Genomic DNA, 22,151 nt, shown 5'->3' on the forward strand with positions numbered 1-22,151 from the left:
GGCTGTTTCTAGCCTGAGTAGGTTGCGACCTTCAAAATATCGACGGTGATCTCTTTGCCATTGGGTGCGGTGTAAGTAGCCGATTGGCCGACCTTGAGGCCGTTGATCGCCAAGCCGAGCGGGCTCTTTTCGCTGTACACATCGAGGTCGCTATCGTCGGCAACGATCTCACGGCTTCCGAGCAGGAACACGCTCTCGTCGCCCATAATCTTGGCCGTTACGAGAATGCCGGGCTCAACGAGACCATCGGCGTCTTGAACATCGCCCACGACGGCGTGACGCAAAAGTTCAGTGAGAACGCGGATGCGGGCCTCAATCTTGCCCTGCTCTTCCTTGGCAGCGTGGTAGCCACCGTTCTCCTTCAGGTCGCCTTCTTCGCGGGCAGCCTCAATCTTTTTGGCAATTTCGTACCGTGCTTCGCCAGTGAGTTGTTCCAGTTCGGCGGTGCGACGATCGAACGCCTCCTGGGTCAACCACGTGACGTTATCTTGTGCAGCCACTGTGCTTCTCCCTATACAAAAGAGAAACCGGCCGAAAACGACCGGTTTCGAGATGATTTGCTACAGCCTAGGTGAGCCAGCACCGGTAGATCAAGCCAGAGACCGCTTGTTCTGTTGTGCGAATGGTTTCGCTGAGGGCACGGTTGCGCTGATCGCTGGCAGGAACGTCGACAACTTTCCAGCCCACGATCGCAAAAGTTGAGTTGAGCGCTTGAACAGCGCAGCGAGCATCCGTATTCTCCGGAACATTGAATTGCCAGCGAACGGTGACGGTGGAATCGTTGACGAGCTCAAAACCGGTGTCTTTTGCTTCGAACTGGGCCGGTGCTTCGAGCAACCCGCCCCACACTAGCCAAGCCGTAAACACGGCAACAAAGGCGATCGCGACAGTGACAACGATGACGCGGTTATTTCGCTTAGCCTTCGGGCTGCGCCCGTAGCGCGCATCGAGGTCGGCTCGAGAATGGGCGGAACCGTCGACAATGACAGGGGCGTCAGCGCTGCCAGTGGTGTTACTGGATGCTTCGGGCACGCGTGGCTCCATTCGGCGACGGTATTCTTGTTACTACAAGGCTATTCGCAAACTCGGATGATGAAATCATCGGGTGCACATTCCAGAGGACAACAGTTGATTTCTTTCACTTCGCTCGCCCACAGTGCGATTCTCTGGACCGCGACACCCAGCCCAGAACCGAGCCTCTACCCAGAGTTTGACGGAGACGTTAACTTGGTGACTCCTGGGGTTATCGGCTTCGCAGCCACCCTCTTCATTGCTGTTGCCACCCTGCTCATCATCACCGACATGAATCGTCGCGTTCGACGTGTCCGGTACCGTGAGCTCGCTCAAGAGGCCATCCGCAACGAGCAGGCGCTTGCTGACGCCGACGCCGACGCCACCGCCACCATCGATGACGGTGCGACAGACACAGACGCCAGCACCTCGGCTGCTGCCAGCGATGAGGCATCGAGCAGTGCGCCAGAGACTGACGTTCCGCCTACACACTGACGTTCCGCCTACACACTGACGTTCCGCTTACACAACGGGCGGATTAGTTGCCACGAGGAAGATGCCGACCCAGTGGCACAGGAACGCCAATAGCGTCAGCGTGTGGAAGATCTCATGGAAGCCGAAAACTCCGGGGATCGGATTGGGGCGTTTGAGACCATAGATGACGGCGCCAACGGTGTAAAAAAGTCCGCCGGCCATGATGAGCGTCATCATGATCCAGTTCGCTTGGAAGAAGTCGACGATGAACATCATCGCGCCCCAGCCCAGTAGCACGTACAACGGCACGTAGAGCCAGCGCGGGGCGCCAACCCAGAAGATGCGGAACCCGATGCCGAGAGCGGCACCCGTCCACACGATCCAGAGCAGAATGGTCGCCTTCTCGGGTGGCAATGCGAGAACCGTGATGGGCGTATAGGAGCCAGCGATCAGCAAGAAAATGTTGGAGTGGTCGAAGCGCTTCAGCAACATCCGAGTCTTATCGCTCCAGTTGAAGCGGTGATAGAGCGCTGAGATTCCGAAAAGCATGAGCGATGAGGCGACGAAAACTGCCGAACTCACCGTGGCAGCGACACCATCGGCCATGACCAACAGGATGACGCCAAGCACAATGGCGACCGGGAATGTTCCCGCGTGAATCCAGCCACGCCAAGTCGGCTTTGCATTAACGGCGTCATAAGCGATCGCATCGTCGACGAGGGGAAGCTGGGGAAGTCCGGCAGCATCCTCGTGGTCAACGGCCTCGAGCGCAGCAGATTCTGAGGCTTCTTGATTCATGCCCACAGTTTACGCCCGGTCTAGTTTCACTTGCTGCGCGTCGCAGTGGTCTAACGTAGTTGCGTGAGTCAGCGACAATTTCCACTCGGGCGCGGTTTTCTTTACGGTCTCTACCAGAAGAAGCTGCGGCGCCAACTAGAGGGCCAGCAATTGCCGCGCCACGTAGCCATGATCATTGATGGCAACAGGCGCTGGGCAAAGCTGAAGGACCTCGAGACTGCCGCGCATGGGCATCGTGCGGGCGCGGCAAAGTATCGAGAGTTCCTGGTGTGGTGCGACGACCTCGACATTTCCGTCGCGACGCTCTATCTTCTGTCGACAGACAATCTCACGGGTCGTTCCCCTGAAGAGCTGGGGGAGCTGTTCACCATCATTGGTGATCTTGCCGAGGATCTTTCCCACTTCCGTGAGTGGCGTGTGCAACATGTTGGATCGGATGCCGGCCTCCCCGAACAGCTCAAAGCTCAGCTCACTGCAGCCCGCGACCGCACCGCCTCGAACACTGGGCTTCACGTAAATCTCGCGATTGGATACGGCGGACGCCATGAAATCGCAGAAGCGATGCGTCGTATCGTGCGCAACCACAGCGCTGAGGGACACAGCCTTGAAGCGTTGGCGGAACTGTTGACGCCAGAACTCATCGGCGAACACCTCTACACGAAGGGTCAACCTGACCCTGATCTGGTCATCCGCACTTCGGGTGAGCAGCGCATTAGTGACTTCATGCTGTGGCAGTCTGCCCACAGCGAGTTGTATTTTGTGGAAGCGTTGGGGCCCGACCTGCGTGAGGTCGACTTCTTGCGGGCTCTGCGAGATTTCTCGCGACGCAGCCGTCGCTTCGGCCACTAGTCCAGTGCGGCCCGTGGTCGAACCCGGGACGGAACCCATTGGCAAAGTGAACTTTGCCCCCAGTTAGTGACGCAACGGTTTCTCGTGGCGTGTCGTGACGCTCAGATAGCGCGACAGGTTTAGCGTTCAATTCATCAGGTATGGCGCCTGATCGAGACGGCCACGTAAGTTCGTTCTCGTAAAGTACTGGCCGTCTTCGCAGACTGGATCCGAGTGCTCGCGCACTCGGGGATGGAGTGCACGTTGGCCGACCTAGCTACCCCCAAGACCACGATCGCCACGTCGAAGGCGGGAGGGCGGGCCAAACGACAAGCCGAGCGCACCTACGTTCTCGACACTTCCGTTTTGCTCTCCGACCCGAGCTCGATCAAACGGTTTGCAGAACACAACGTTGTTCTGCCCGTCGTGGTGATCACCGAACTCGAAGCCAAACGCAATGACCCCGAGATCGGGTACTTTGCGCGGCAGGCGTTGCGCAGCCTTGATGAGATGCGCATCAAGCATGAGCGGCTCGACTTTCCGATTTCGGTCGGTGACGATGGCGGCACGCTACGGGTTGAGCTCAACCACTCCAATATGTCTGTGCTTCCCTCCGGCCTGCAATTGGGCGATAACGATTCGCGAATCCTTGCCGTTGCGCTGAACCTTGCCAACGAGGGTCTAGACGTCACTGTGGTCTCGAAAGATCTTCCTTTGCGGGTGAAGGCGGCATCCATCGGTCTCGCAGCCGAGGAGTACCGTGCAGAGCTTGCCGTTGACTCTGGCTGGACTGGTCAGGCCGAGATTGAACTCAACGGTGATCAAGTTTCTGAGCTTTATGACAAAGAAGAGTTGCATTCTCGAACTGTGGGCGATTTGCCGATCAATACGGGACTAGTCGTCCACTCCGAAAGGGGGTCGGCCTTGGCGCGGGTGACAGCGCGCGGCAAGATGTCGCTCGTGCGCGGCGACCGTGACATTTTCGGTCTTCATGGGCGCAGCGCTGAACAGCGACTAGCAATCGATATGCTTCTCGACCCAGAGCTGGGCATTGTTTCGCTTGGCGGTAGCGCCGGCACCGGCAAGTCTGCTCTCGCACTCTGCGCTGGTCTCGAAGCGGTGCTGGAGAAGCAACAACACCGCAAGATCATGGTCTTCCGTCCGCTCTATGCGGTGGGAGGTCAAGAGTTGGGGTACTTGCCAGGTGATGCTTCCGAGAAGATGAATCCGTGGGCGCAGGCAGTATTCGACACCTTGGGATCAGTGGTGTCGGAGAACGTGCTCGAAGAGGTACTCGATCGTGGTCTGCTCGAGGTGCTCCCGCTAACCCACATTCGCGGACGCTCGCTCCACGATGCTTTTGTCATCGTGGACGAGGCCCAATCGCTTGAACGCAACGTTCTGCTGACGGTGCTCAGCCGCATTGGCCAGAACTCTCGTGTAGTACTCACTCACGATGTGGCTCAGCGAGACAACTTGCGGGTTGGTCGCCACGACGGTGTTGCTTCAGTGATCGAAACCCTGAAAGGTCACTCGCTCTTTGGGCACATCACGCTGACTCGTTCGGAACGTTCCGCGATTGCTGCGCTCGTTACCGAACTCTTGGAGGGCAACGAAATCGCCTGACAATTGTCTTGGGAAGTCCGAGCGCGCCGCGCGAGTGTTCGCGGGGCGCGCTCAGACAACGTAAGGTTTTCTCGTGGGCTCGGTCTGGTGGTTTCTTGCGGTTCCTTTAGGGGTCGCCGCGTTGTGGGCGCTTTTTGCTCCCCGAAATCAGTGGCGGAGCCTGTTTTCTTGGTCTGTTGCCGATACCCACAGCTCAGAGCCCGGGGGTGCGGCGTTCGCGTACCGGCAGCTCATCGCGGCCATCGCTTTGGGCGTTGCCCTACTCGCTATTGTGCTCACAGTGCTCGCCTCCGCCGCGAAAGAACCGGTAGAGCCGCCGCGGGCAAATGACATCGAACAGACGTGGGGAACCCCCGAACCGCTGCTGGTGTATCGAACGTTTCAGACCAGCGTCTCGGCAGACGCGACTCTCGTTGATGTGCCCATCGACAGCTATTTGCCGGTGAATGACGAAGAGCGAGCGCCACTCTATTTGCTCGATCTCGAGCCTTTTTCTCGACTGGGCACCACCAACATCCCCGGCTATATCGGCAGCACGCCAAGCGAGACTGATTCCACGATCAGTCAGGCGGATGTCGTCGTCAAGGTGCGAGGTCCGCTGCTGTGCGTGCCGCGTCGTGTGGTGGCGATCGAAACCCCTGAGCGGGTTCAGCTCGCAGTGCTCTATGGGTTGCCGACTCCGGACGATGGTTCAGTTCCTGACAACACTGAGGGATGCAAGCTCGGTGAAGACATCACCGGTTCGGTCCTGATTCCGATCAAACTGAACGACCCCATAGGAGAACGCACCGTCGAAGCTCTCGACGGTGCGCCCCTCGCGCTGGTGGATCTCGGCTATTAGCCAGGCGTGGTCATCGACAAAACGTCGAGTGCCGCATCCAATTGGTCGATAGTTACTTCGCCACGTTCGACGAAGCCGAGGTCGATCACTGCTTCGCGCACCGTCATCGACTGTGCGACCGAGTGCTTGGCGATCTTGGCGGCGGCTTCGTAGCCAATGATCTTGTTGAGCGGCGTCACGATCGACGGCGATGACTCAGCAAGCGCGAGTGCGCGCGGCAGGTTCGCTTCGAGTCCTTCGACGGTCTTGTCTGCAAGGGCGCGCAACGAATTGGAAAGCAGTCTGCTCGATTCGAGCAGCGAGGTTCCCATGACGGGAATTGCGACGTTGAGCTCGAATGCTCCGGATGCTCCACCCCACGCAATCGTGGCGTCGTTGCCGATGACCCTGGCACACACCATAAGTACGGCTTCGGGGATGACCGGGTTGACCTTGCCTGGCATGATCGATGAGCCCGGCTGAAGGTCGGGGATGCGCAATTCGCCGAGCCCAGTGTTGGGGCCCGAGCCCATCCAGCGCAGGTCGTTGCAGATTTTGGTGACGGAGACGGCGATCACTCGCAGGGCACCGGATGCTTCAACGAGCGAGTCGCGGGCGCCCTGAGCTTCGAAGTGATCTTCAGCCTCGGTGATGGGCAGTCCCGAGTTCTCAGCGAGGATCGCGATGACGCGCTGGGGGAAACCCAGTGGGGTGTTGATGCCGGTGCCGACTGCTGTGCCGCCAAGGGGAACCTCTGCGACGCGGGGGATTGCCGACTGGATGCGGGCGATGCCGAGACGAATCTGGCGGGCGTAGCCGGCAAATTCTTGGCCGAGGGTAACGGGGGTGGCATCCATGAGGTGGGTGCGACCAGCCTTGACGGCGCCCTTCCACAGTTCTGCTTTCACGTCGAGGGCTGCCGCGAGGTGCTCGAGCGACGGGATGAGGTCACCGATGAGCGCACCGGTCACGGCGAGGTGGACCGATGTGGGGAAAACGTCGTTTGACGACTGTGACGCGTTCACGTGGTCGTTGGGGTGCACTGCACTGCCGAATGAGTCACTCGCGAGTCGAGCAAGAACTTCGTTCATGTTCATGTTCGAGGAGGTGCCGCTGCCGGTCTGGTAGGTGTCTACCGGGAACTGGTCGTGGTACTGGCCGTCGATAATCTGGTCGGCAGCGTTGACGATGGCGTCGGCAATGCCGGAATCCAGCTTGCCGAGTTCAGCGTTTGCGATGGCTGCTGCGCGCTTGACGCGGGCGAGAGCGACGATTTGGGCTGGTTCGAGGCCAGTGCCAGAGATGGGGAAGTTCTCGACGGCACGCTGCGTCTGGGCGCCGTAGAGGGCGTCCTTGGGCACTCGTACCTCGCCCATGGTGTCGTGCTCAATGCGGTATTCGGTGGAACTCGTCACAGCGTTGTAATCCTTTGTTTGTGAGCGAACTGGGTGAGAACGTGGCGGAGAGCGCTATACGGTGCCGACGACGACGTCGGGAACGGCTCTACCTTCAAGCAAACGGTAGTTAGCGCCTACTACGGCTAGCGTACCCGCGGCGATTGCGTCGCTGATGAGTTCAGAGGAACCCACCAGTTCGGCAATAGTTTCGCGCAAGTGCTCGCGGCCGACATCCGTAGAACTAATGCTCTGGATGTCGATGGCGCCGGTCTCGCTGCCGGCTACGCGACGGACGGCTGGCACGATTTTCGAGATGAGGGACTGAATGTGCGGGGGAAGCGTCGGAGCGTCTGCAGCCTGTGACTCGATCGCTGCCGCTACTGCACCGCACTCATCGTGACCGAGCACCAGAATGAGCGGAACATTCAGCACACCGACCGCATATTCCAGCGATCCGATGACGGAGTCGGAGATGATCTGGCCAGCGTTTCGCACGACGAAGAGGTCTCCGAGTCCTTTATCGAAGATGATCTCAGCGGCCAGTCGCGAGTCGCTGCATCCGAAGAGGGCGGCGTGCGGCGCTTGAGCCATTGCGAGTTCCGTGCGTCGTTCAACATCTTGTCGGGGATGGTTGGGCACCCCCGCTACGAAGCGCTCGTTGCCGCGCGCCATTTCATTCCAGACCTGTGACGGTGTTCTGGTGGGGTTCGTCATTGCGCCTCCGCCTCGGCAGCGATTGCCACTGCCAATAGTTCGAACTGGTCATTTGTGGCTGTGCCATGCAGCACTACCGTGCTTCCAGCAATCTGCGCCGACATTGAGTATGCGTAGTTTCCGGTGTCTGAGGAAGAGCGACGGTCATAAATTGTCCAGTCAATTCCGTCAATCGTTGTGGTGTCGGTAGCAAGCGCACCGTCGGTGGTGATCGATAACCACGTCTCATTCGCCTCAATTCCCTGCTCAAGAGCAACAAATTGGGCCGAGGGCGATGGTGGAGTCACAAAGCCGATGTACCAGGTCTGAACAGAAGAGCTGGTGCCGAGCCGCGCCGAATTCGCGTACCAATCATCGGGCAGTGACGGAGACAAGAGAGGTTCGCTGGCATTCGTCTGCGCATCGGCGGCAATCGTCTGGTAGTCGGCGGTTACCGGAACTTCGTCGGTGGGGCGAACGACAACCAACACCAGGAACAGCACGATGCCGAGAGACGCGACCGTGGCAATTACCAAATTGAATAACGTTTGGTTGGCGCGGTGCTTGCGCGAATTCTCCGCCTTGCGGGCGAACGTTTCCTCCGGGGTCTCAGGGCGACCAAGCTCGGCGACGACGCGCGGTTCGGTGTTCTTGGCCATTACTGGTCAGTGCTCGCATCACCAGCGGACCCAGAATCCGTTGGAGAAACACTTCTGGCGGCATCGAGCCGCGCACGCGCTCCGATGAGCCACTCCTCGCACCGCTGTGCGAGTGCTTCACCGCGCTCCCAGAGCGCGAGTGATTGTTCAAGAGTCGCTGAACCCTGCTCTAGTTCGTTGACAACGGCGATGAGCTCATCCCGAGCCTGTTCATAACTGAGGTCACTGACGGGGGTCTCATTGGGGGTAGCCACGATGTAATTCTACTGTTCTCTAGGTGTCTGCCGGCTGGCCGGTGACAGTGGTGGAAATCTTGCCGTCGGCAACCGTGAGCAGGAGCTCAGTGCCATCGGGAGCGTCCGCGGTGGAGCGCAGCGCCGTGCCATCAGGCAACTGAGCGATCGCATACCCGCGCTGCAGTGTGCGCTGCGGAGACAACGCCCGCAACTGCCCGGTGAGCTCGGTAACGCCAGCGTGAGCTTTCTCAATCGCACGCTCCACCAGCTCATTGCTGCGCGAAACGTAACGAGAAAGTTCATCGGCGTGCGCATCAACCAGAGATACCGGATTCGCCAACACCGGCCTCGTACGCAGCGACTCCAGCCTGTCACCCTCATGGCCCAAACGTTGAGTGATGCGCAAACGCATTCCCGCGCGTGCCTGCTGCACCCGGTTCAACTCCTCAGCAACATCGGGGACCACCCGTTTTGCCGCATCCGTGGGGGTGGATGCTCGCAGATCGGCAACCTCGTCGAGCAGTGGTCGATCGTTCTCATGCCCGATCGCGGAGACAAGGGGAGTGACACACTCCGAGGCGGCGCGCACTAGCGATTCATCGCTGAACACGAGCAGATTTTGAAAGTCTCCGCCGCCGCGCGCGACGATGATGACATCGACTTCGGGGTCGGCATCCAATAGTCGGATCGCTTTCGTTACTTCGCTGACAGCGCGCTCGCCCTGAACAGCGGCGTGCTCGGTGCGAAACTTCACGGCAGGCCACCGCAATTGCGCATTGCGCAGCACGTCTTTCTCGGCATCGCTGTCTTTGCCCGTGACGAGGCCGATGCAATTGGGCAAGAACGGTAGGGGTTTCTTGTGCTCGAACAGGCCCTCAGCTCGCAGCTTCTGGCGCAAAAGCTCGAGTCGTTCGAGCAGGTCGCCGAGACCGACGTGGCGCATTTCCAAGACCTGCATCGTGAGGGTGCCGCCCTTGACCCAGTAGTTGGGTTTGACGAGAGCAACAACGCGATCGCCCTGCTTCAGATCGTTGGGAAGTTTGGTGCGCACCGACGACCACACCGTGAACGAAATTGTGGCGTCGACCTCAAGGTCTTTGAGCTTGCCGTAAATGTTGCCGCCAGAACCACCCCACTGGGTGATTTCGCCTTCAACCCAGGCGGTACCGAGTTTCTCAATCCAGCCGCGAATTTTCTGCGACAGCACCGACACTGGCCACGGAGTATCAACGGTGGGCGGGCCCTCTGTGATCGTCACCTAGCCTCCTCAAGCTCGTCACTACAGGGTAGAGGATGCCGCTGATACCGCAGTGCGCTCGGCTTTCGTGCAGCACTCTTCGGTAGAATCATTTAAGTGAGCACCATTTCTAACGGAAGCGCCCAAGCGCTAGCGATGCCCCCGATGCCTGCACGCCGCGAACAGCTACAAAATCTGCCGGTTGCGGGCGGCAAACGTGTGCTGTTGGCCGCTCCTCGTGGCTACTGTGCAGGAGTAGATCGGGCCGTCATCGCGGTCGAAAAAGCGCTCGCCAACTACGGTGCTCCGGTCTATGTTCGCAAGCAGATTGTGCACAACATCCACGTCGTGACGACCCTTGAAGCACAGGGCGCCATTTTTGTGAATGAGGTCGACGAAGTTCCCGAAGGATCAACGGTGGTGTTTTCTGCCCACGGTGTCTCGCCTGCTGTCGTCAAGGGCGCAGCCGACCGCGAGCTGCACGCGATCGACGCAACCTGCCCTCTCGTCACCAAGGTGCACCGTGAGGCAACGCGATTCGCTCGCGACAACTACCAAATCTTGTTGATCGGCCATGACGGGCACGAAGAGGTCGAAGGCACAATGGGCCACGCGCCTGAGCGCACCATCCTCGTGAACAGCCCCGCCGACGTGCCCAATATCGTGGTCGAGAACACCGAAAACTTGGTGTGGCTTTCGCAAACAACTCTGAGCGTCGACGAAACGATGGAAACGGTTCGCCTGCTGCGCGAACGCTTTCCCACACTGCAAGACCCGCCAAGTGACGACATTTGCTACGCCACCCAGAACCGCCAGGTCGCCATCAAGAAGGTTGCCGAAGAGGCAGAACTCGTGATCGTTGTGGGCAGCGCAAACAGCTCAAACACGGTTAGACTGGTGGATGTTGCCCTAGAGTACGGCGCAAAAGCCGCCTACCGGGTCGACTACGCCAGCGAAATCAAACAAGAGTGGCTCGACGGCATCTCGACTGTCGGTGTCACGAGCGGGGCATCCGTTCCTGAAGTTCTGGTTCAAGAAGTTCTCGCCGACCTTGCTGACGCAGGCTACGGTGATGTATCCAGCGTGGTGACCGCCGAGGAAGATCTCATGTTCTCGCTGCCCAAAGAGCTGCGCACCGATGCGGCAGGCAACCCAGACGAGCGCGGCCTAGGTGGGCGCAATCGCAAACTTGATTGGCAATAGACCATGACTGACCCGCGCCCGCGACCAAAATATGGCGAGTACGCACCGCTGCCTCCCGCTGCCCCCGGCCACGGTGGCGATGCGGGCGGTGCCGATTCAGGCACTGGTTCGCACGACCTAAGCGCAGGCTCTCGCCCGTCGTACCCGGCGCCTTCTGCGCCAGCGCAGCAGAGCGGAGCGCCACTGGGTTCTCCCCAACCCGCCTTCGCCAACACGGCGAGCGATGCTGTTGTTCCCGAACGCAAACGACGCATGTGGGATGTATTTCTCACGGCGACGCTGCTACTCCTCGGCGTCGCGGACATCATCAACAGTTTTCCCACCGTGGCCAACCTTGGCCCGATTCTTCGCGAAGGTCTCGCAGCTCAGGGAGCTGAACCGTTCACGTCGGATGACATTGCCGCTGAGGCCGGAAGCACCGCAAATATTATTCGTGTTGCCGTTCTGATTCTCACTATCGTGTTCGCGCTCATTCAGATTCAACGCCGGCGTCTAGCATTCTGGATTCCCGTCGTCGGTGCTGTAATCGCCGGAGTGGTACTCGTTGTCGCGATGCTTGTTGCTGTGCTCAACGACCCCGGTTTCATGGCTTACGTCGACAGCATTCAGTAACGCAACCACCACGTTAAATGCCGAACGGGGCCAACCTGAAGGATGACCCCGTTCTGCGTTAGTGGCTACTTGCCGGAGAATCCAGCCGACCCGAGCTGCTTGGTGGCTTCCACAACGCGCAACGCGAGAGCTGACTCTGCCGTCTTGCCCCAGGCGCGGGGGTCGTAAATCTTCTTGTTTCCGACTTCGCCGTCAACCTTGAGGAAGCCGTCGTAGTTCTTCAGAACGCTGTCCGCAATCGAGCGGCTGTAGGCGTACTGGGTGTCGGTGTCGATGTTCATCTTGATGACACCGTTAGCAACAGCCGTCGCGATTTCTTCATCCGTTGAACCTGATCCCCCGTGGAAGACGAGGTCGAGCGGGTTAGCGTCGGTGCCGTACTTCGCTGCAATTCCTGCCTGAATTTCGCCGAGCAGTTCTGGGCGAAGCTTCACGTTTCCTGGCTTGTAGACGCCGTGCACGTTGCCGAAGGTGAGAGCTGCAATGTAGCGGCCCTGCTCGCCGAGGCCGAGCGCTTCGACGGTAGCGATGACGTCATCCAGAGTTGTGTAGAGACTGTCGTTGATGTCGTGGCTGACACCATCTTCTTCTCCACCGACAACACCGATCTCAACTTCGAGAATCGAGTTGATGGCCTTCATGCGCGGCAGAATTTCGCGCGCAATGGCGAGGTTCTCGTCGAGGGGAACAGCCGAGCCATCCCACATGTGGGACTGGAAAATCGGGTTGCGACCGGCCTTGACTTCAGCTTCGGATGCCGCGATGAGCGGGTAAACGAAGTCGTCGAGGGCATTCTTAGGGCAGTGGTCAGTGTGCAGCGCAACGGTGACCGGGTAGTTCTTGGCGACCTCGGTGACGAAGGCGGCGAAGGCGAGTGCTCCGGAGGCGCGGGCCTTGACGGACTGGCCGGCGAAGTAGTCAGCGCCGCCGGTGGTGACCTGGATGATGCCGTCAGAGCCGGCATCGCTGAGGCCCTGAAGCACGCCGTTGATGGTGGACGACGACGAAACGTTGATGGCGGGGTAGGCGAAGGAGTTCTTCTTCGCCTTGTCGAGCATTTCTGCGTACTGGTCTGGGGTTGCGACGGGCATTGTTGTCTCTCCTCATGCGGTACCGACTACCGCTTTGGTCCGGCTCGCCTTGATTCTAGCGACCCCTTCGGGGCGGGCGCGAACTGTTGCACGTTAGTGCGATCTCTGCGGTAAGGGCCGAAGGCGGTGTAACGATTCGGATAGACTGAGGGCTGCGCTGACCACCACCGGCGCGTCCCCAGTCGACCACTCTCAACGAAGGATGCCTCTAGGTGAGTACAGAAACCGGCACGCTATTCCTCCACCCCGATCGCAACCTAGCTCTTGAGCTTGTGCGGGCAACCGAAGCGGCCGCCATTCGCGCTGTTCCCTTCATTGGCAAGGGCGACAAGCTCGGTGCCGATGGCGCTGCGGTCGATGCGATGCGCAAATTTTTGGGCACCGTCGACTTCGATGGTCTCGTCGTCATCGGTGAGGGCGAAAAAGACAACGCCCCTATGCTCTTCAACGGTGAACATGTTGGCACCGGTCGTGGGCCGGCTTGCGACATCGCCGTTGATCCGATCGATGGCACGTCGCTGACGGCGGCCGGGCGACAGAACGCGATCTCAATGATTGCTGTCTCCGACCGCGGCACCATGCTCGACGCGTCCACTGTTTTCTATATGGACAAGATTGTTACCGGCGCTGAAGGCGTTGGGGTTGTCGATATCCATAAGCCCATCGGTGAGAACATTCGTGCCCTTGCTAAAGCTAAGGGCAAGCTTCCCGAAGACATCGTGGTTGCCGTGCTTGACCGCCCGCGTCACGCGCAGCTCATTGATGACATCCGTGCGGCCGGCGCTGGTACCCGTCTGATGCTTGACGGTGACGTTGCTGGCGGAATCAATGCTGCGCTCTATGGAACGCGCATTGATATGTGTGTCGGTATCGGTGGTAGCCCTGAGGGTGTTGCCACGGCGTGCGCGATCAAGGCACTCGGCGGAGAAATTCAGACAATCTTGTACCCGCAGACCGATGACGAACGTCAACGCGGTATGGATGCCGGGCTCAAGTTCGATCACGTCTACACGGCCGATGAAATGGTCGCCAGCGACAACACGTTCTTTGTTGCTACGGGTGTTACCGACGGTGGCTTGGTGAAGGGTGTGCGCCGCTTTGGCCCCATCATTCGCACGGAGTCGATTGTCTTGCGTTCACATTCGGGAACGATCCGCCGCATTTCGGCTGACCACCTCGCTGAGAAGTGGCTTGACCACTAAGAGCGTTTTGCCTGCCTGTTAGGCGTCGCTTCTCGACGTCTATTTTAGTCGTCGTCGTCGTCGTCGTCGTCGTCGTCGTCTTCGGGCTGGGCGAGATCCATTTCGACGGCGGTGATGTGTTTCGGCGTGCCCTCAACCGTGTTGGTGGTGCCGATGACTTTCGATTCGTCGAGGGCATTGAGCTTGCGGGCGGTCACGAGCACGCGAGTCTCTAGCGAGTTGGCGAACTGGTTGTAGCTGTTCACGGTGGTGTCGATTGAGCGACGCAGTTTGTCGGCGTGGTCGGCAAGCGTGGCTAGGCGCTGATAAAGCTCCTTGCTGAGATCGAACAGTGTTTTGGCTTGGTCAGTGAGCACATCTTGTTGCCACGAGAAGGCGACGGTCTTGAGTACCGACCAGAGGGTGACGGGGGAGGCGAGCGCGACGCGCTTGCCGAACGCGTAGTCCATGATCGAGGGGTCAGCTTCCATCGCCGACGATACGAGCGATTCGCTGGGGATGAAGGCGATGACGAGTTCGGGGGAGGCGTCGAGCCCTGCCCAGTAGGCCTTGCTCGCGAGGGTGTCGATGTGGCCGCGCATCACTTTGACGTGTTGTTTGATGAGTGCTTCGCGTCGAGCGCCTTCTTCGCCGGTGGCAGTGACCGAGATCTGGCTTGCTTCAAGGAAAGCACTGAACGGTACCTTCGCGTCGACCGCGATGTTTTTGCCGCCGGGAAGGTGAACGACCATGTCAGGGCGACCGGCACCGGCATCCGAGGTGATGCTCGACTGCACATCGAAATCGACTCGCTCGATGAGCCCAGCGGCCTGGACAACGTTGCGCAGCTGGGTTTCTCCCCACACTCCGCGCGTGGAGTTGTTGCGCAGTGCCGAAGCCAGAGACTCGGCGGTGCTGCGCAAGCGCTCTTCGGATTCGGTGGCCGACTTCAGCTGCTGGCTCAGTTCGCCGTGCTGAAGGCTTCGCTGCGATTCCAACTCGGTGACCTTGTTCTGCATCGTGCGCAGAGTCTCTTGCACCGGAGTGAGCGCCTGTAGCACCTTGGATTCGCGGCGCTCGCGTTCGGCAAGCGCTGTCGCTTCTTCACGCTGGCGGTCGAGAGTTTCGCGGTACTGCTGCTGCAGGGAAGCAACCTGTTCACCAAGCGCCCCGGCGCGAGCCGTAATGGATGCAAGCTCCGCCGAAAGTCGTGACTGCTCCTCGCGCTCCTGCGCTGTCACTTGAGCAATCGCTGCCAGGTGTCGCGCCTCAATCACCTCAGGGTCGACCTGATCAGTGGGAGCGCTTGCGCGCACGCGGGCGACGAGCAACCCAATGACGACGCCAAGAATAGTGCCGACGAGAAGGCCGATGATGAGAGCAAGGATGGGATCCATTCCGCCAGTGTGCCAGCCGGCGCGGACATTTCGGGGAGCAATGCGGAAGGGCGACCGGTTCGTCGCTCTAGGCTGGGTCAATGGCCAGCGATTCAGTGCATCCGCTTGATGTGAGCACCGACGATTTGCGGTACCTCATTGCTGTCGCGCGCGCCGGACGAATGGTGTCGGCCGCGACCCTGCTCGGCGTCGACCACACGACAGTGCGCCGCCGTATTGACCGTCTCGAAGCAGCCCTCGGCGTGCGCCTCCTCGACCGCGGGGCTGACGGCTGGGAACTCACCGCCATCGGCCGGGAAGTCGCCACCCGCGCTGCAGGCCTCGAAAACATTGTCGAAAACGTCGTTGGGGCTACCAGCGGCGGTGCCGACGAAGTGCGCGGCACCGTGCGAATCGTCGCGCCCGATGGCTTCGGGGCCACCTTTGTTACTGCAGCGCTCGCAGCAGTGCAGGCGGAGCATCCGGCAATCACGGTCGAACTGGTGACCTCAACGCGCCCGCTGAGTTTGCGCGGCGCCGGCTTCGACTTAGCGATCACGATCGGCTCGGCGGCAACATCGCGCCTCGCCTCCGAACCTCTCGCCGCCTACGCTCTGCGGCTTTACGCCTCGCCCGACTATGTCGCGACGCATCCGCCGATCCGTTCCGTCGCCGACCTCGACAGTCATCCGCTGGTCTTCTATGTGGATGCCCTGCTCACGGTTCGCGAGCTCGATCTGGCCCCGGTGCTCGGCGGTATGCGCGTGGGGTTTGGTTCGACGAGTGTGTTTGCGCAGCTTGAGGCCACCCGTCGCGGAGCCGGCATTGGCCTGCTGCACGCGTTTATGGCTGAGCCGGAGCCCGGGCTTGTTGCGGTGCTGCCCGACGAGGTGAGTTTCCGGCTCGAGTTTGCGCTGTCGATACGCAAAGAGGCAGCCGAGATTGAGGCGGTGCAGCTAGTGCGGGCTGCTCTTCACCGCGAGGTTGCCCGTCGTGCGTCGGAGCTTTTGCCACTGGAGTAGCGTCTCGCGGCAGTATCTGCATTTCTGCAGATTGACCGTGCATGAATAGGTCTTGATCGCAGATCGCTGCGGGCACAGACTGGGGCTACCTCCGATCGAAAGTAGGCCCATGTACTCCACGATTCCCCACTGGATCAATGGCTCAGCTACCGAGGGCGACTCGCCCAACCGTGGCGATGTCTTCAACCCTGCAACCGGCGCTGTCGCTCGCACGGTTCCTCTCGCATCCGTCGCTGATGTCAACGCTGGTGTTGCCGCGGCTAAGGCTGCCTTCCCTGAGTGGGGCAATACTTCGATCGCTAAGCGCACCGCGGTGATGTTTGCTTTCCGTGAGCTCTTCAACGCTCGCAAGGATGAGCTTGCCGCGATCATTACAGCCGAGCACGGCAAGGTGCTGTCGGATGCCGCTGGAGAGATCGCTCGTGGCCTCGAAGTTCTCGACTTCGCCTGCGGCATCGCGCACCTCAGCAAGGGCGAGTACAGCGAAAACGTCTCGACGGGTGTTGACGTGTACTCGTTGCAGCAGCCCCTCGGTGTGACCGCGATCATTAGCCCGTTCAACTTCCCGGCCATGGTGCCGATGTGGTTCTTCCCGATGGCTGTCGCCGCGGGTAACACTGTTGTGTTGAAGCCCAGCGAGAAGGACCCATCGTCGTCGCTCTGGATGGCTGAACTCTTCACCGAAGCCGGACTGCCGGATGGCGTGTTCAACGTAGTGCACGGTGACAAGGTTGCCGTCGATACCTTGCTAGAGCATCCCGATGTCGCCAGCATTTCATTCGTTGGCTCCACTCCGATCGCCAAGTACATTTACGAAACGGCTGCCCACCACGGCAAGCGCGTTCAGGCTCTCGGTGGTGCAAAGAACCACATGCTTGTGCTTCCGGATGCTGACCTCGACCTCGTTGCTGACTCTGCCGTCAACGCTGGTTTCGGTTCGGCCGGGGAACGCTGCATGGCGATCTCGGTCATCGTTGCTGTTGAGCCCGTTACCGACGAGCTGATTGCGAAGATCAGCGAGCGGATGGCCGGCCTCACGGTCGGCGATGGAACCCGCAATTGCGACATGGGTCCGCTCATCACACAGCAGCACCGCGACAAGGTCGCCAGCTACATCGACCTCGCTGAGACTGACGGCGCCACGATCGCTGTTGATGGTCGCGGCATCGCGATTGATGGTGACGCGAACGGTTTCTGGCTTGGCCCGACCCTGATCGACAACGTTTCGACCGATTCGGATGTCTACAAAGACGAGATCTTCGGCCCCGTTCTCAGCGTGATTCGTGTGGCGAGCTATGAAGAGGGTCTCGAACTGATCAACTCTTCGCAGTACGGAAACGGCACCGCGATCTTCACGAACGATGGGGGAGCGGCTCGTCGCTTCCAGCGTGAAGTTGAGGTCGGCATGGTCGGTATTAACGTTCCGATTCCTGTTCCGGTTGCCTACTTCTCCTTTGGCGGTTGGAAGAATTCGGCATTCGGCGACGCGAAGGCGTATGGCCCGGATGCGATCCGTTTCTTCACCCGCCAGAAGGCTGTCACCAGCCGCTGGCTCGACCCCAGCCACGGTGGAATCAACCTGGGTTTCCCGCAAAACAACGGCTAGCAACTGGCTGGCTTTCTCCGCAGTGGTAGCGGTCCCGTTTCTCGGGGCCGCTATCGCCGGTAGGATTGGCTTCTGTGGCTCTCACTATTGCAATCGTTGGACTCCCGAATGTCGGCAAGTCCACCCTCTTTAACGCTCTGACCAAGAATTCGGTGCTCGCCGCGAACTATCCGTTCGCGACCATCGAACCGAACGTGGGTATCGTCAACCTGCCCGACCCGCGCCTCAAAGTGCTGGCGGAAATTTTCAAGAGTGAGCGCATCCTGCCCGCTCCGGTCTCGTTCGTTGATATCGCCGGCATTGTGCAGGGCGCCAGCGAGGGCGAAGGGTTGGGCAACAAGTTTTTGGCGAACATCCGCGAGGCTGACGCTATCGCTCAGGTCGTGCGCGGTTTCAGCGACCCGGATGTTATTCACGTTGACGGCAAGGTTGATGCGGCATCCGACATGGAGACCATCAACACTGAGCTGATTCTCGCTGACCTGCAGACGCTGGAAAAGGCTGTTGCTCGTTATGAGAAGGAACTCAAGACCAAGCGCGTTGAGCCTGCCGTTCTCGAGGCTGCGCTTGCCGCCCAGGCTTTCCTCAATGAGGGCAAGCCGTTGTCGGCGGCAACGAAGATTGACCTCGAACTGATCCGCGAACTGGGTCTGCTCACCTCCAAGCCGTTTATCTATGTTTTCAATGTGGATGAAGAGGTGCTCGGCAGCACCGCAAAGCTCGCCGAATTGGCTGCTCTCGTCGCCCCCGCGAAGGCGATCTTCCTCGACGCAAAGTTGGAGGCCGAACTCATCGACCTCGACGAAGAGGATGCCGCAGAACTTCTCGCGAGCACCGGTCAAGACGAGAGCGGCCTCGACCAGCTCGCCCGCATCGGCTTCGACACTCTCGGCCTGCAGACGTACCTCACGGCTGGTCCGAAAGAGACTCGCGCCTGGACGATCCCGAAGGGCGCCAAGGCACCCCAGGCTGCCGGCGTCATCCACACTGACTTCGAAAAGGGCTTCATCAAGGCTGAGGTCATCGGCTTCGACGACCTCGTTGAGACCGGCTCCATCGCGGAGGCTCGCTCCAAGGGCAAGGCTCGCGTTGAGGGCAAGGAATACGTCATGCAGGATGGCGACGTCGTGGAGTTCCGCTTCAACAACTAGGGGTTTTCTGATCCGGGCGTAGGGGTATTCGTCCGCTCAGTGCTCAAGCACGACGTGTGTGAGGTCGCCAGAGAAAGAATTTGGCGCCATGAAGATCACAACCTCCGTGAGGCGAACACCTAGCGCGCTGAGACCTTCAGTGTGTTGACGGTTTTGGTGATGCGCTCACCGTCTTTCTCGAGGAAGACGATCTCGCCGAACTTGAGCTGCGACCAGTCGTCGCCCTCGGTCAAGGGCTCGGAGGCGAATATGACACCGGTCGCGTCATCCTCGCCGCACTCCTTAAAATCGTAGGTCGTTGCGTCGTCCTCGAAGTTGCGCCCCATCAGTAGGTACATCGGTTCGAGGAGCATCGAGAGCGCGAAGTCGTCGCTGTCGGGTGCTGACTTCCGCAGCTCCTTCCAGTCACCAGCGGGGTTGGACTCACCGTGGTGACCGAGGCCGACGTTGACACCGATGATGCGGCCGTCCGACACGAGCGCCATCTTCAGCTTGGTCAGAGCGCCTAGGTCGAGCTTCTTCATCGCCTGGGCGATCAGCTCAATGAGCTTTTCGATCGCTCGTTGGACGTCCTCATTGCTGTCGCCCTCGAGCAGCGAGAGGAGTAGCACGTAGATGAACTCGGTGTCCGTGTTCCCGCGCATCTGCTTGAGATACCGATCCTCGCAGTGCTGCAGCAGCTCGCGCTGCAGAAGCTGCCAGTTGGGCAGGTAGCCATTTTGGGCGACGATCCACGGGGTCTCCTCGAAGGAGAACGGGTGGCAGTTCTCGTCGACCATCACGACCTTCGAGTCGTACGCCGCGGCTCGCACATGTGCCAACATCGTGCTGGCCTGGAGGCTGGGGATCATCCGGCTGGCGTTGTCGTCGTAAAAGGCGGCCATGGGCCGGCGGTAGATGAAGGGTTCTTCGGGCTTCAGCAGGTGCTCGCCCCAGATCCCGAATCCCCATCCGGCCAACTGGAGCTCGGGGTGCCGTTCGGGGTCGAGTGCCTGGTTGATCAGGCTGTTCTCTGGCGTGAGGAGGAGGTTCTCCAGTGGTGTCTCAGGACCGAGGTAGGCGAGCACGCGGCACATACGTCTCCTTCGTTGGGCTCCTGTCATCCTACCGTTGGTGCATGTAGCCGGTGCTGGTCATCTGAACAGCACACCCAGGTTAATCGGCTACGGAATGCGGTGGAGTTCCGCTTCAACAACTAGCCGCGGCTCGCAGTGTCGCACGACGGCTTTCCGCGGTCGTGTCACTATGACGTATGACAACAAATCCTGTCCCGCGCACGAACACGCTCGCACTCATCGGCTTCATCGCCGCATTCATGATTCCGATCGTGGGAGTGGTGCTGGGCGCAATGGGTCGCAAGCAAATCACTTCGAGTGGGGAGTCCGGTCGCGGGCTTGCTCGCGCGGCGATCATCATCGGAATGTTGGGCACGCTGATCCAAGTCGCCTTCTTCGCAGTCTGGCTGACCCTTATGACTGCTGGGATCGCGCAGAGCGGCCTTCTGGGCTAGGGCCTCGACCATGATTCGGTCCTTTTGGAAGAAGCACGTCAAGCCTCCGCTCCCGGACGAAACCGTGGATCCGTTCAGGGGAGGCGTTGGTGTTTTAACGAAAGATGGCGTCCTGGCCGGCCACATCGCGTCAGTCGTAGGGCACTTCGTATCGCCGTTGAGTCTCTTTCAGTAGACATGGTGGGTCTGGTACATCGTCGTCTGGGCCGACGGCACTCACGAGCTATCCCAGGAGGACTATCCGTCGTGGATCACCGTGCGGGAGCTGCAAGCGGGATATTTCGAATTCAGCGGGCACAAGTCGCCACACAACGGTCGCTACGACTTCGCTTGGCTCGACCAGGCCGAAGCGGCCGCTACGAAAGAGAGACTCGGCATTACCGACGAGGAGTTTTAGAGGCAGCACTCGCTTGCGTCACAGCCACTTGTCCGTAAGTCATCCCGTTTAAATTGCGCGGGAGTGTGCCGGTAAGCTTTTTCAAGCAGCACGGCCCGCCGAACACTTCGATCGAAGGAATCTCATGCCCGTTATCGCCATCATCGGAGCGGGCCCCGGACTCGGCGCAGCAGTCGCCCGCCGGTTCGGAACCGAAGGCTTCGCTGTCGCCCTGATTTCAAGGGATCAGTCGAAGCTCGATGCGCTCGCCGCGGAGCTTGAATCCGATGGCGTGACCGCCCGCGGCTACGCGGCTGACGTGCTAGAGCCAGAGGCTCTGGAGGCCGCACTCGCGCGCGCAGCTGCCGAGCTTGGGCCGATCACGACGCTGCAGTACAGCCCGCTCCCGGCACGCACTTATCTGAAGCCAGTACTCGAGCTGACCCCCGAACTCGCGCTCGAAGCGCTGCAGTTCTCAGCGCTCGGTCTCATTCATGCGGTGCGCACTGTGCTACCCGCGATGCGTGAGAATGGCGACGGCAGCATCATCCTGATCAACGGCGGAACCTCGGTAAAGTCACGCGCCGGCTTCGCAGGAACCTCGGTTGCCTTCCCGTCGGAGAGTGCCTACGGCGAGATGCTTCACGAAGCCCTCGAAGACGAGAATATTCGCGTGCGTCAGCTCATCATCCCGGGCGGCATTCCCAAGCTTCAGCTGCCCAACGGCATCGACGATGTGGCGTCACGCATCTGGGACATTCACGCCGCGGCAGGCGAGTTCCGCACGATGCTCATCCCGCTCGAAGATGGCCGCGAGTAGCGGGATTTTGGCTGCATTGCGAGAACTGATCGCGGGCGACATTGTGGCATAAAGACGATCCGCATCGGCCAGTGGACTTCTGGCTGGCTTCGCCGCCAAGTCGCGGCAGAGCCAGGGTCATTATGCTGGCTGTTCTTGCAGCCATGGGGGCTTACTTTTCCCTAGGCGCGTTTATCGCTGGACTTCCCGAGTTCTCGGGCGATTGGAGCAGCGCGCTCGTAGTGAGATCCCGTGACGACGAATGGGAATTCGAGCAAGCGTGGCACTACCTAGTTCCCGTGCTCTCGGTTTTGGTACTTTGTGTGATCGGGATGTTCGGGAGCCTGATCCATATCGTCATGAATCCGCGAGACGGGCGATCGGCCCCCGCATCGCGAGATGAATAGCCAAGCGGCGTGGGGTCCGCGCAGCTACAACGTGGACC

General features: G+C 60.0%; 24 protein-coding genes. 13 read left to right on the plus strand and 11 right to left on the minus strand.

From position 1 onward, the window contains the following. Window positions 1-8: 8 nt before the first annotated feature. Window positions 9-500: a transcription elongation factor GreA gene (greA, locus tag AC061P_RS03675; RefSeq protein ID WP_449648691.1), complete on the minus strand. Its 492-nt coding sequence runs from the start codon at window positions 498-500 to the stop codon at window positions 9-11. A 67-nt stretch (window positions 501-567) separates the two neighbouring features. Further along, a complete protein-coding gene (locus AC061P_RS03680; protein ID WP_449648690.1) occupies window positions 568-1,044 on the minus strand; it encodes a DUF4307 domain-containing protein in 477 nt (158 codons plus the stop codon). Between the two features lie 84 nt (window positions 1,045-1,128). Between AC061P_RS03680 and AC061P_RS03685 the strand changes: the two genes are divergently transcribed. Then, window positions 1,129-1,506 carry a hypothetical protein gene (locus AC061P_RS03685; protein ID WP_449648689.1) on the plus strand — a complete coding sequence of 126 codons (378 nt, stop codon included), beginning with the start codon at window positions 1,129-1,131 and terminating at the stop codon, window positions 1,504-1,506. 27 nt (window positions 1,507-1,533) lie between these two features. Here the strand turns inward: AC061P_RS03685 and trhA are convergent, their stop codons facing one another. Then, entirely contained in the window at window positions 1,534-2,283 is a 750-nt protein-coding gene (trhA, locus tag AC061P_RS03690; protein ID WP_449648688.1) for a PAQR family membrane homeostasis protein TrhA, read from the minus strand. A gap of 63 nt (window positions 2,284-2,346) precedes the next feature. Here trhA and AC061P_RS03695 point away from each other — a divergent pair, with 63 nt between their 5' ends. From AC061P_RS03695 to AC061P_RS03705, 3 genes are all read left to right on the plus strand, one after another. Next, the gene (locus AC061P_RS03695; protein WP_449648687.1) at window positions 2,347-3,132 is read left to right on the plus strand and encodes an isoprenyl transferase; all 786 of its coding nucleotides are present in this window, start codon (window positions 2,347-2,349) and stop codon (window positions 3,130-3,132) included. A gap of 231 nt (window positions 3,133-3,363) precedes the next feature. Next, entirely contained in the window at window positions 3,364-4,737 is a 1,374-nt protein-coding gene (locus tag AC061P_RS03700) for a PhoH family protein (RefSeq protein WP_449648787.1), read from the plus strand. A gap of 73 nt (window positions 4,738-4,810) precedes the next feature. Continuing rightward, a complete protein-coding gene (locus AC061P_RS03705; protein ID WP_449648686.1) occupies window positions 4,811-5,578 on the plus strand; it encodes a fumarate hydratase in 768 nt (255 codons plus the stop codon). Here the strand turns inward: AC061P_RS03705 and AC061P_RS03710 are convergent. The 5 genes from AC061P_RS03710 to xseA are packed head-to-tail and all read right to left on the minus strand — an operon-like array spanning window position 5,575 to window position 9,800. After that, window positions 5,575-6,972, minus strand: a complete 1,398-nt coding sequence (locus AC061P_RS03710; RefSeq protein ID WP_449648685.1) for a class II fumarate hydratase — start codon at window positions 6,970-6,972, stop codon at window positions 5,575-5,577. The two genes, AC061P_RS03705 and AC061P_RS03710, sit on opposite strands and share 4 nt — an antisense overlap. A 54-nt stretch (window positions 6,973-7,026) precedes the next feature. Further along, complete coding sequence (locus AC061P_RS03715) at window positions 7,027-7,668, minus strand: carbonic anhydrase (RefSeq protein ID WP_449648684.1); 642 nt, start codon at window positions 7,666-7,668, stop codon at window positions 7,027-7,029. Then, window positions 7,665-8,306, minus strand: a complete 642-nt coding sequence (locus tag AC061P_RS03720) for a DUF4245 domain-containing protein (protein WP_480391865.1) — start codon at window positions 8,304-8,306, stop codon at window positions 7,665-7,667. The genes AC061P_RS03715 and AC061P_RS03720 overlap by 4 nt, the downstream gene beginning before the upstream one ends. After that, the gene (locus AC061P_RS03725) at window positions 8,306-8,560 is read right to left on the minus strand and encodes an exodeoxyribonuclease VII small subunit (RefSeq protein WP_449648682.1); all 255 of its coding nucleotides are present in this window, start codon (window positions 8,558-8,560) and stop codon (window positions 8,306-8,308) included. The genes AC061P_RS03720 and AC061P_RS03725 overlap by 1 nt, the downstream gene beginning before the upstream one ends. A 19-nt stretch (window positions 8,561-8,579) precedes the next feature. After that, window positions 8,580-9,800 (minus strand): exodeoxyribonuclease VII large subunit, encoded by a 1,221-nt coding sequence (xseA, locus tag AC061P_RS03730; RefSeq protein ID WP_449648681.1) that lies wholly within the window; start codon window positions 9,798-9,800, stop codon window positions 8,580-8,582. A gap of 135 nt (window positions 9,801-9,935) precedes the next feature. Here xseA and AC061P_RS03735 point away from each other — a divergent pair, with 135 nt between their 5' ends. Both AC061P_RS03735 and AC061P_RS03740 read left to right on the plus strand, forming a co-directional pair. After that, complete coding sequence (locus AC061P_RS03735; RefSeq protein ID WP_449648786.1) at window positions 9,936-10,982, plus strand: 4-hydroxy-3-methylbut-2-enyl diphosphate reductase; 1,047 nt, start codon at window positions 9,936-9,938, stop codon at window positions 10,980-10,982. Window positions 10,983-10,985: 3 nt separating this feature from the next. Further along, window positions 10,986-11,594: a DUF6264 family protein gene (locus AC061P_RS03740; RefSeq protein WP_480391866.1), complete on the plus strand. Its 609-nt coding sequence runs from the start codon at window positions 10,986-10,988 to the stop codon at window positions 11,592-11,594. 65 nt (window positions 11,595-11,659) lie between these two features. Here AC061P_RS03740 and fbaA read toward each other — a convergent pair whose 3' ends face one another. Further along, entirely contained in the window at window positions 11,660-12,685 is a 1,026-nt protein-coding gene (gene fbaA, locus AC061P_RS03745) for a class II fructose-bisphosphate aldolase (protein WP_480391867.1), read from the minus strand. Window positions 12,686-12,897: 212 nt separating this feature from the next. Here fbaA and glpX point away from each other — a divergent pair, with 212 nt between their 5' ends. Beyond that, window positions 12,898-13,887 carry a class II fructose-bisphosphatase gene (glpX, locus tag AC061P_RS03750; RefSeq protein ID WP_449648678.1) on the plus strand — a complete coding sequence of 330 codons (990 nt, stop codon included), beginning with the start codon at window positions 12,898-12,900 and terminating at the stop codon, window positions 13,885-13,887. 44 nt (window positions 13,888-13,931) lie between these two features. On the opposite strand, the gene AC061P_RS03755 is transcribed toward glpX, so the two are convergent. Further along, the gene (locus AC061P_RS03755; protein WP_480391868.1) at window positions 13,932-15,263 is read right to left on the minus strand and encodes a DNA recombination protein RmuC; all 1,332 of its coding nucleotides are present in this window, start codon (window positions 15,261-15,263) and stop codon (window positions 13,932-13,934) included. A gap of 80 nt (window positions 15,264-15,343) precedes the next feature. Between AC061P_RS03755 and AC061P_RS03760 the strand changes: the two genes are divergently transcribed. The 3 genes from AC061P_RS03760 to ychF all read left to right on the plus strand — a co-directional run bounded on the left by AC061P_RS03760 (window position 15,344) and on the right by ychF (window position 19,021). Further along, the gene (locus tag AC061P_RS03760; protein WP_449648676.1) at window positions 15,344-16,264 is read left to right on the plus strand and encodes a LysR family transcriptional regulator; all 921 of its coding nucleotides are present in this window, start codon (window positions 15,344-15,346) and stop codon (window positions 16,262-16,264) included. 109 nt (window positions 16,265-16,373) lie between these two features. After that, the gene (locus AC061P_RS03765) at window positions 16,374-17,870 is read left to right on the plus strand and encodes a CoA-acylating methylmalonate-semialdehyde dehydrogenase (RefSeq protein WP_480391869.1); all 1,497 of its coding nucleotides are present in this window, start codon (window positions 16,374-16,376) and stop codon (window positions 17,868-17,870) included. Between the two features lie 74 nt (window positions 17,871-17,944). Continuing rightward, window positions 17,945-19,021 (plus strand): redox-regulated ATPase YchF, encoded by a 1,077-nt coding sequence (gene ychF / locus AC061P_RS03770; protein ID WP_449648674.1) that lies wholly within the window; start codon window positions 17,945-17,947, stop codon window positions 19,019-19,021. Between the two features lie 119 nt (window positions 19,022-19,140). Here ychF and AC061P_RS03775 read toward each other — a convergent pair whose 3' ends face one another. Next, window positions 19,141-20,097, minus strand: coding sequence for a class II glutamine amidotransferase (locus AC061P_RS03775; protein ID WP_480391870.1), 957 nt, complete (start codon window positions 20,095-20,097; stop codon window positions 19,141-19,143). 176 nt (window positions 20,098-20,273) lie between these two features. Between AC061P_RS03775 and AC061P_RS03780 the strand changes: the two genes are divergently transcribed. The 3 genes from AC061P_RS03780 to AC061P_RS03790 all read left to right on the plus strand — a co-directional run bounded on the left by AC061P_RS03780 (window position 20,274) and on the right by AC061P_RS03790 (window position 22,113). Then, complete coding sequence (locus AC061P_RS03780; protein ID WP_480391871.1) at window positions 20,274-20,531, plus strand: DUF4190 domain-containing protein; 258 nt, start codon at window positions 20,274-20,276, stop codon at window positions 20,529-20,531. Between the two features lie 521 nt (window positions 20,532-21,052). Then, entirely contained in the window at window positions 21,053-21,727 is a 675-nt protein-coding gene (locus AC061P_RS03785) for an SDR family NAD(P)-dependent oxidoreductase (protein WP_449648670.1), read from the plus strand. A gap of 122 nt (window positions 21,728-21,849) precedes the next feature. Continuing rightward, a complete protein-coding gene (locus AC061P_RS03790) occupies window positions 21,850-22,113 on the plus strand; it encodes a hypothetical protein (protein ID WP_480391872.1) in 264 nt (87 codons plus the stop codon). The last annotated feature ends 38 nt before the right edge of the window (window positions 22,114-22,151 follow it).

Source organism: Rhodoglobus sp. G.S.4 (assembly GCF_056619605.1).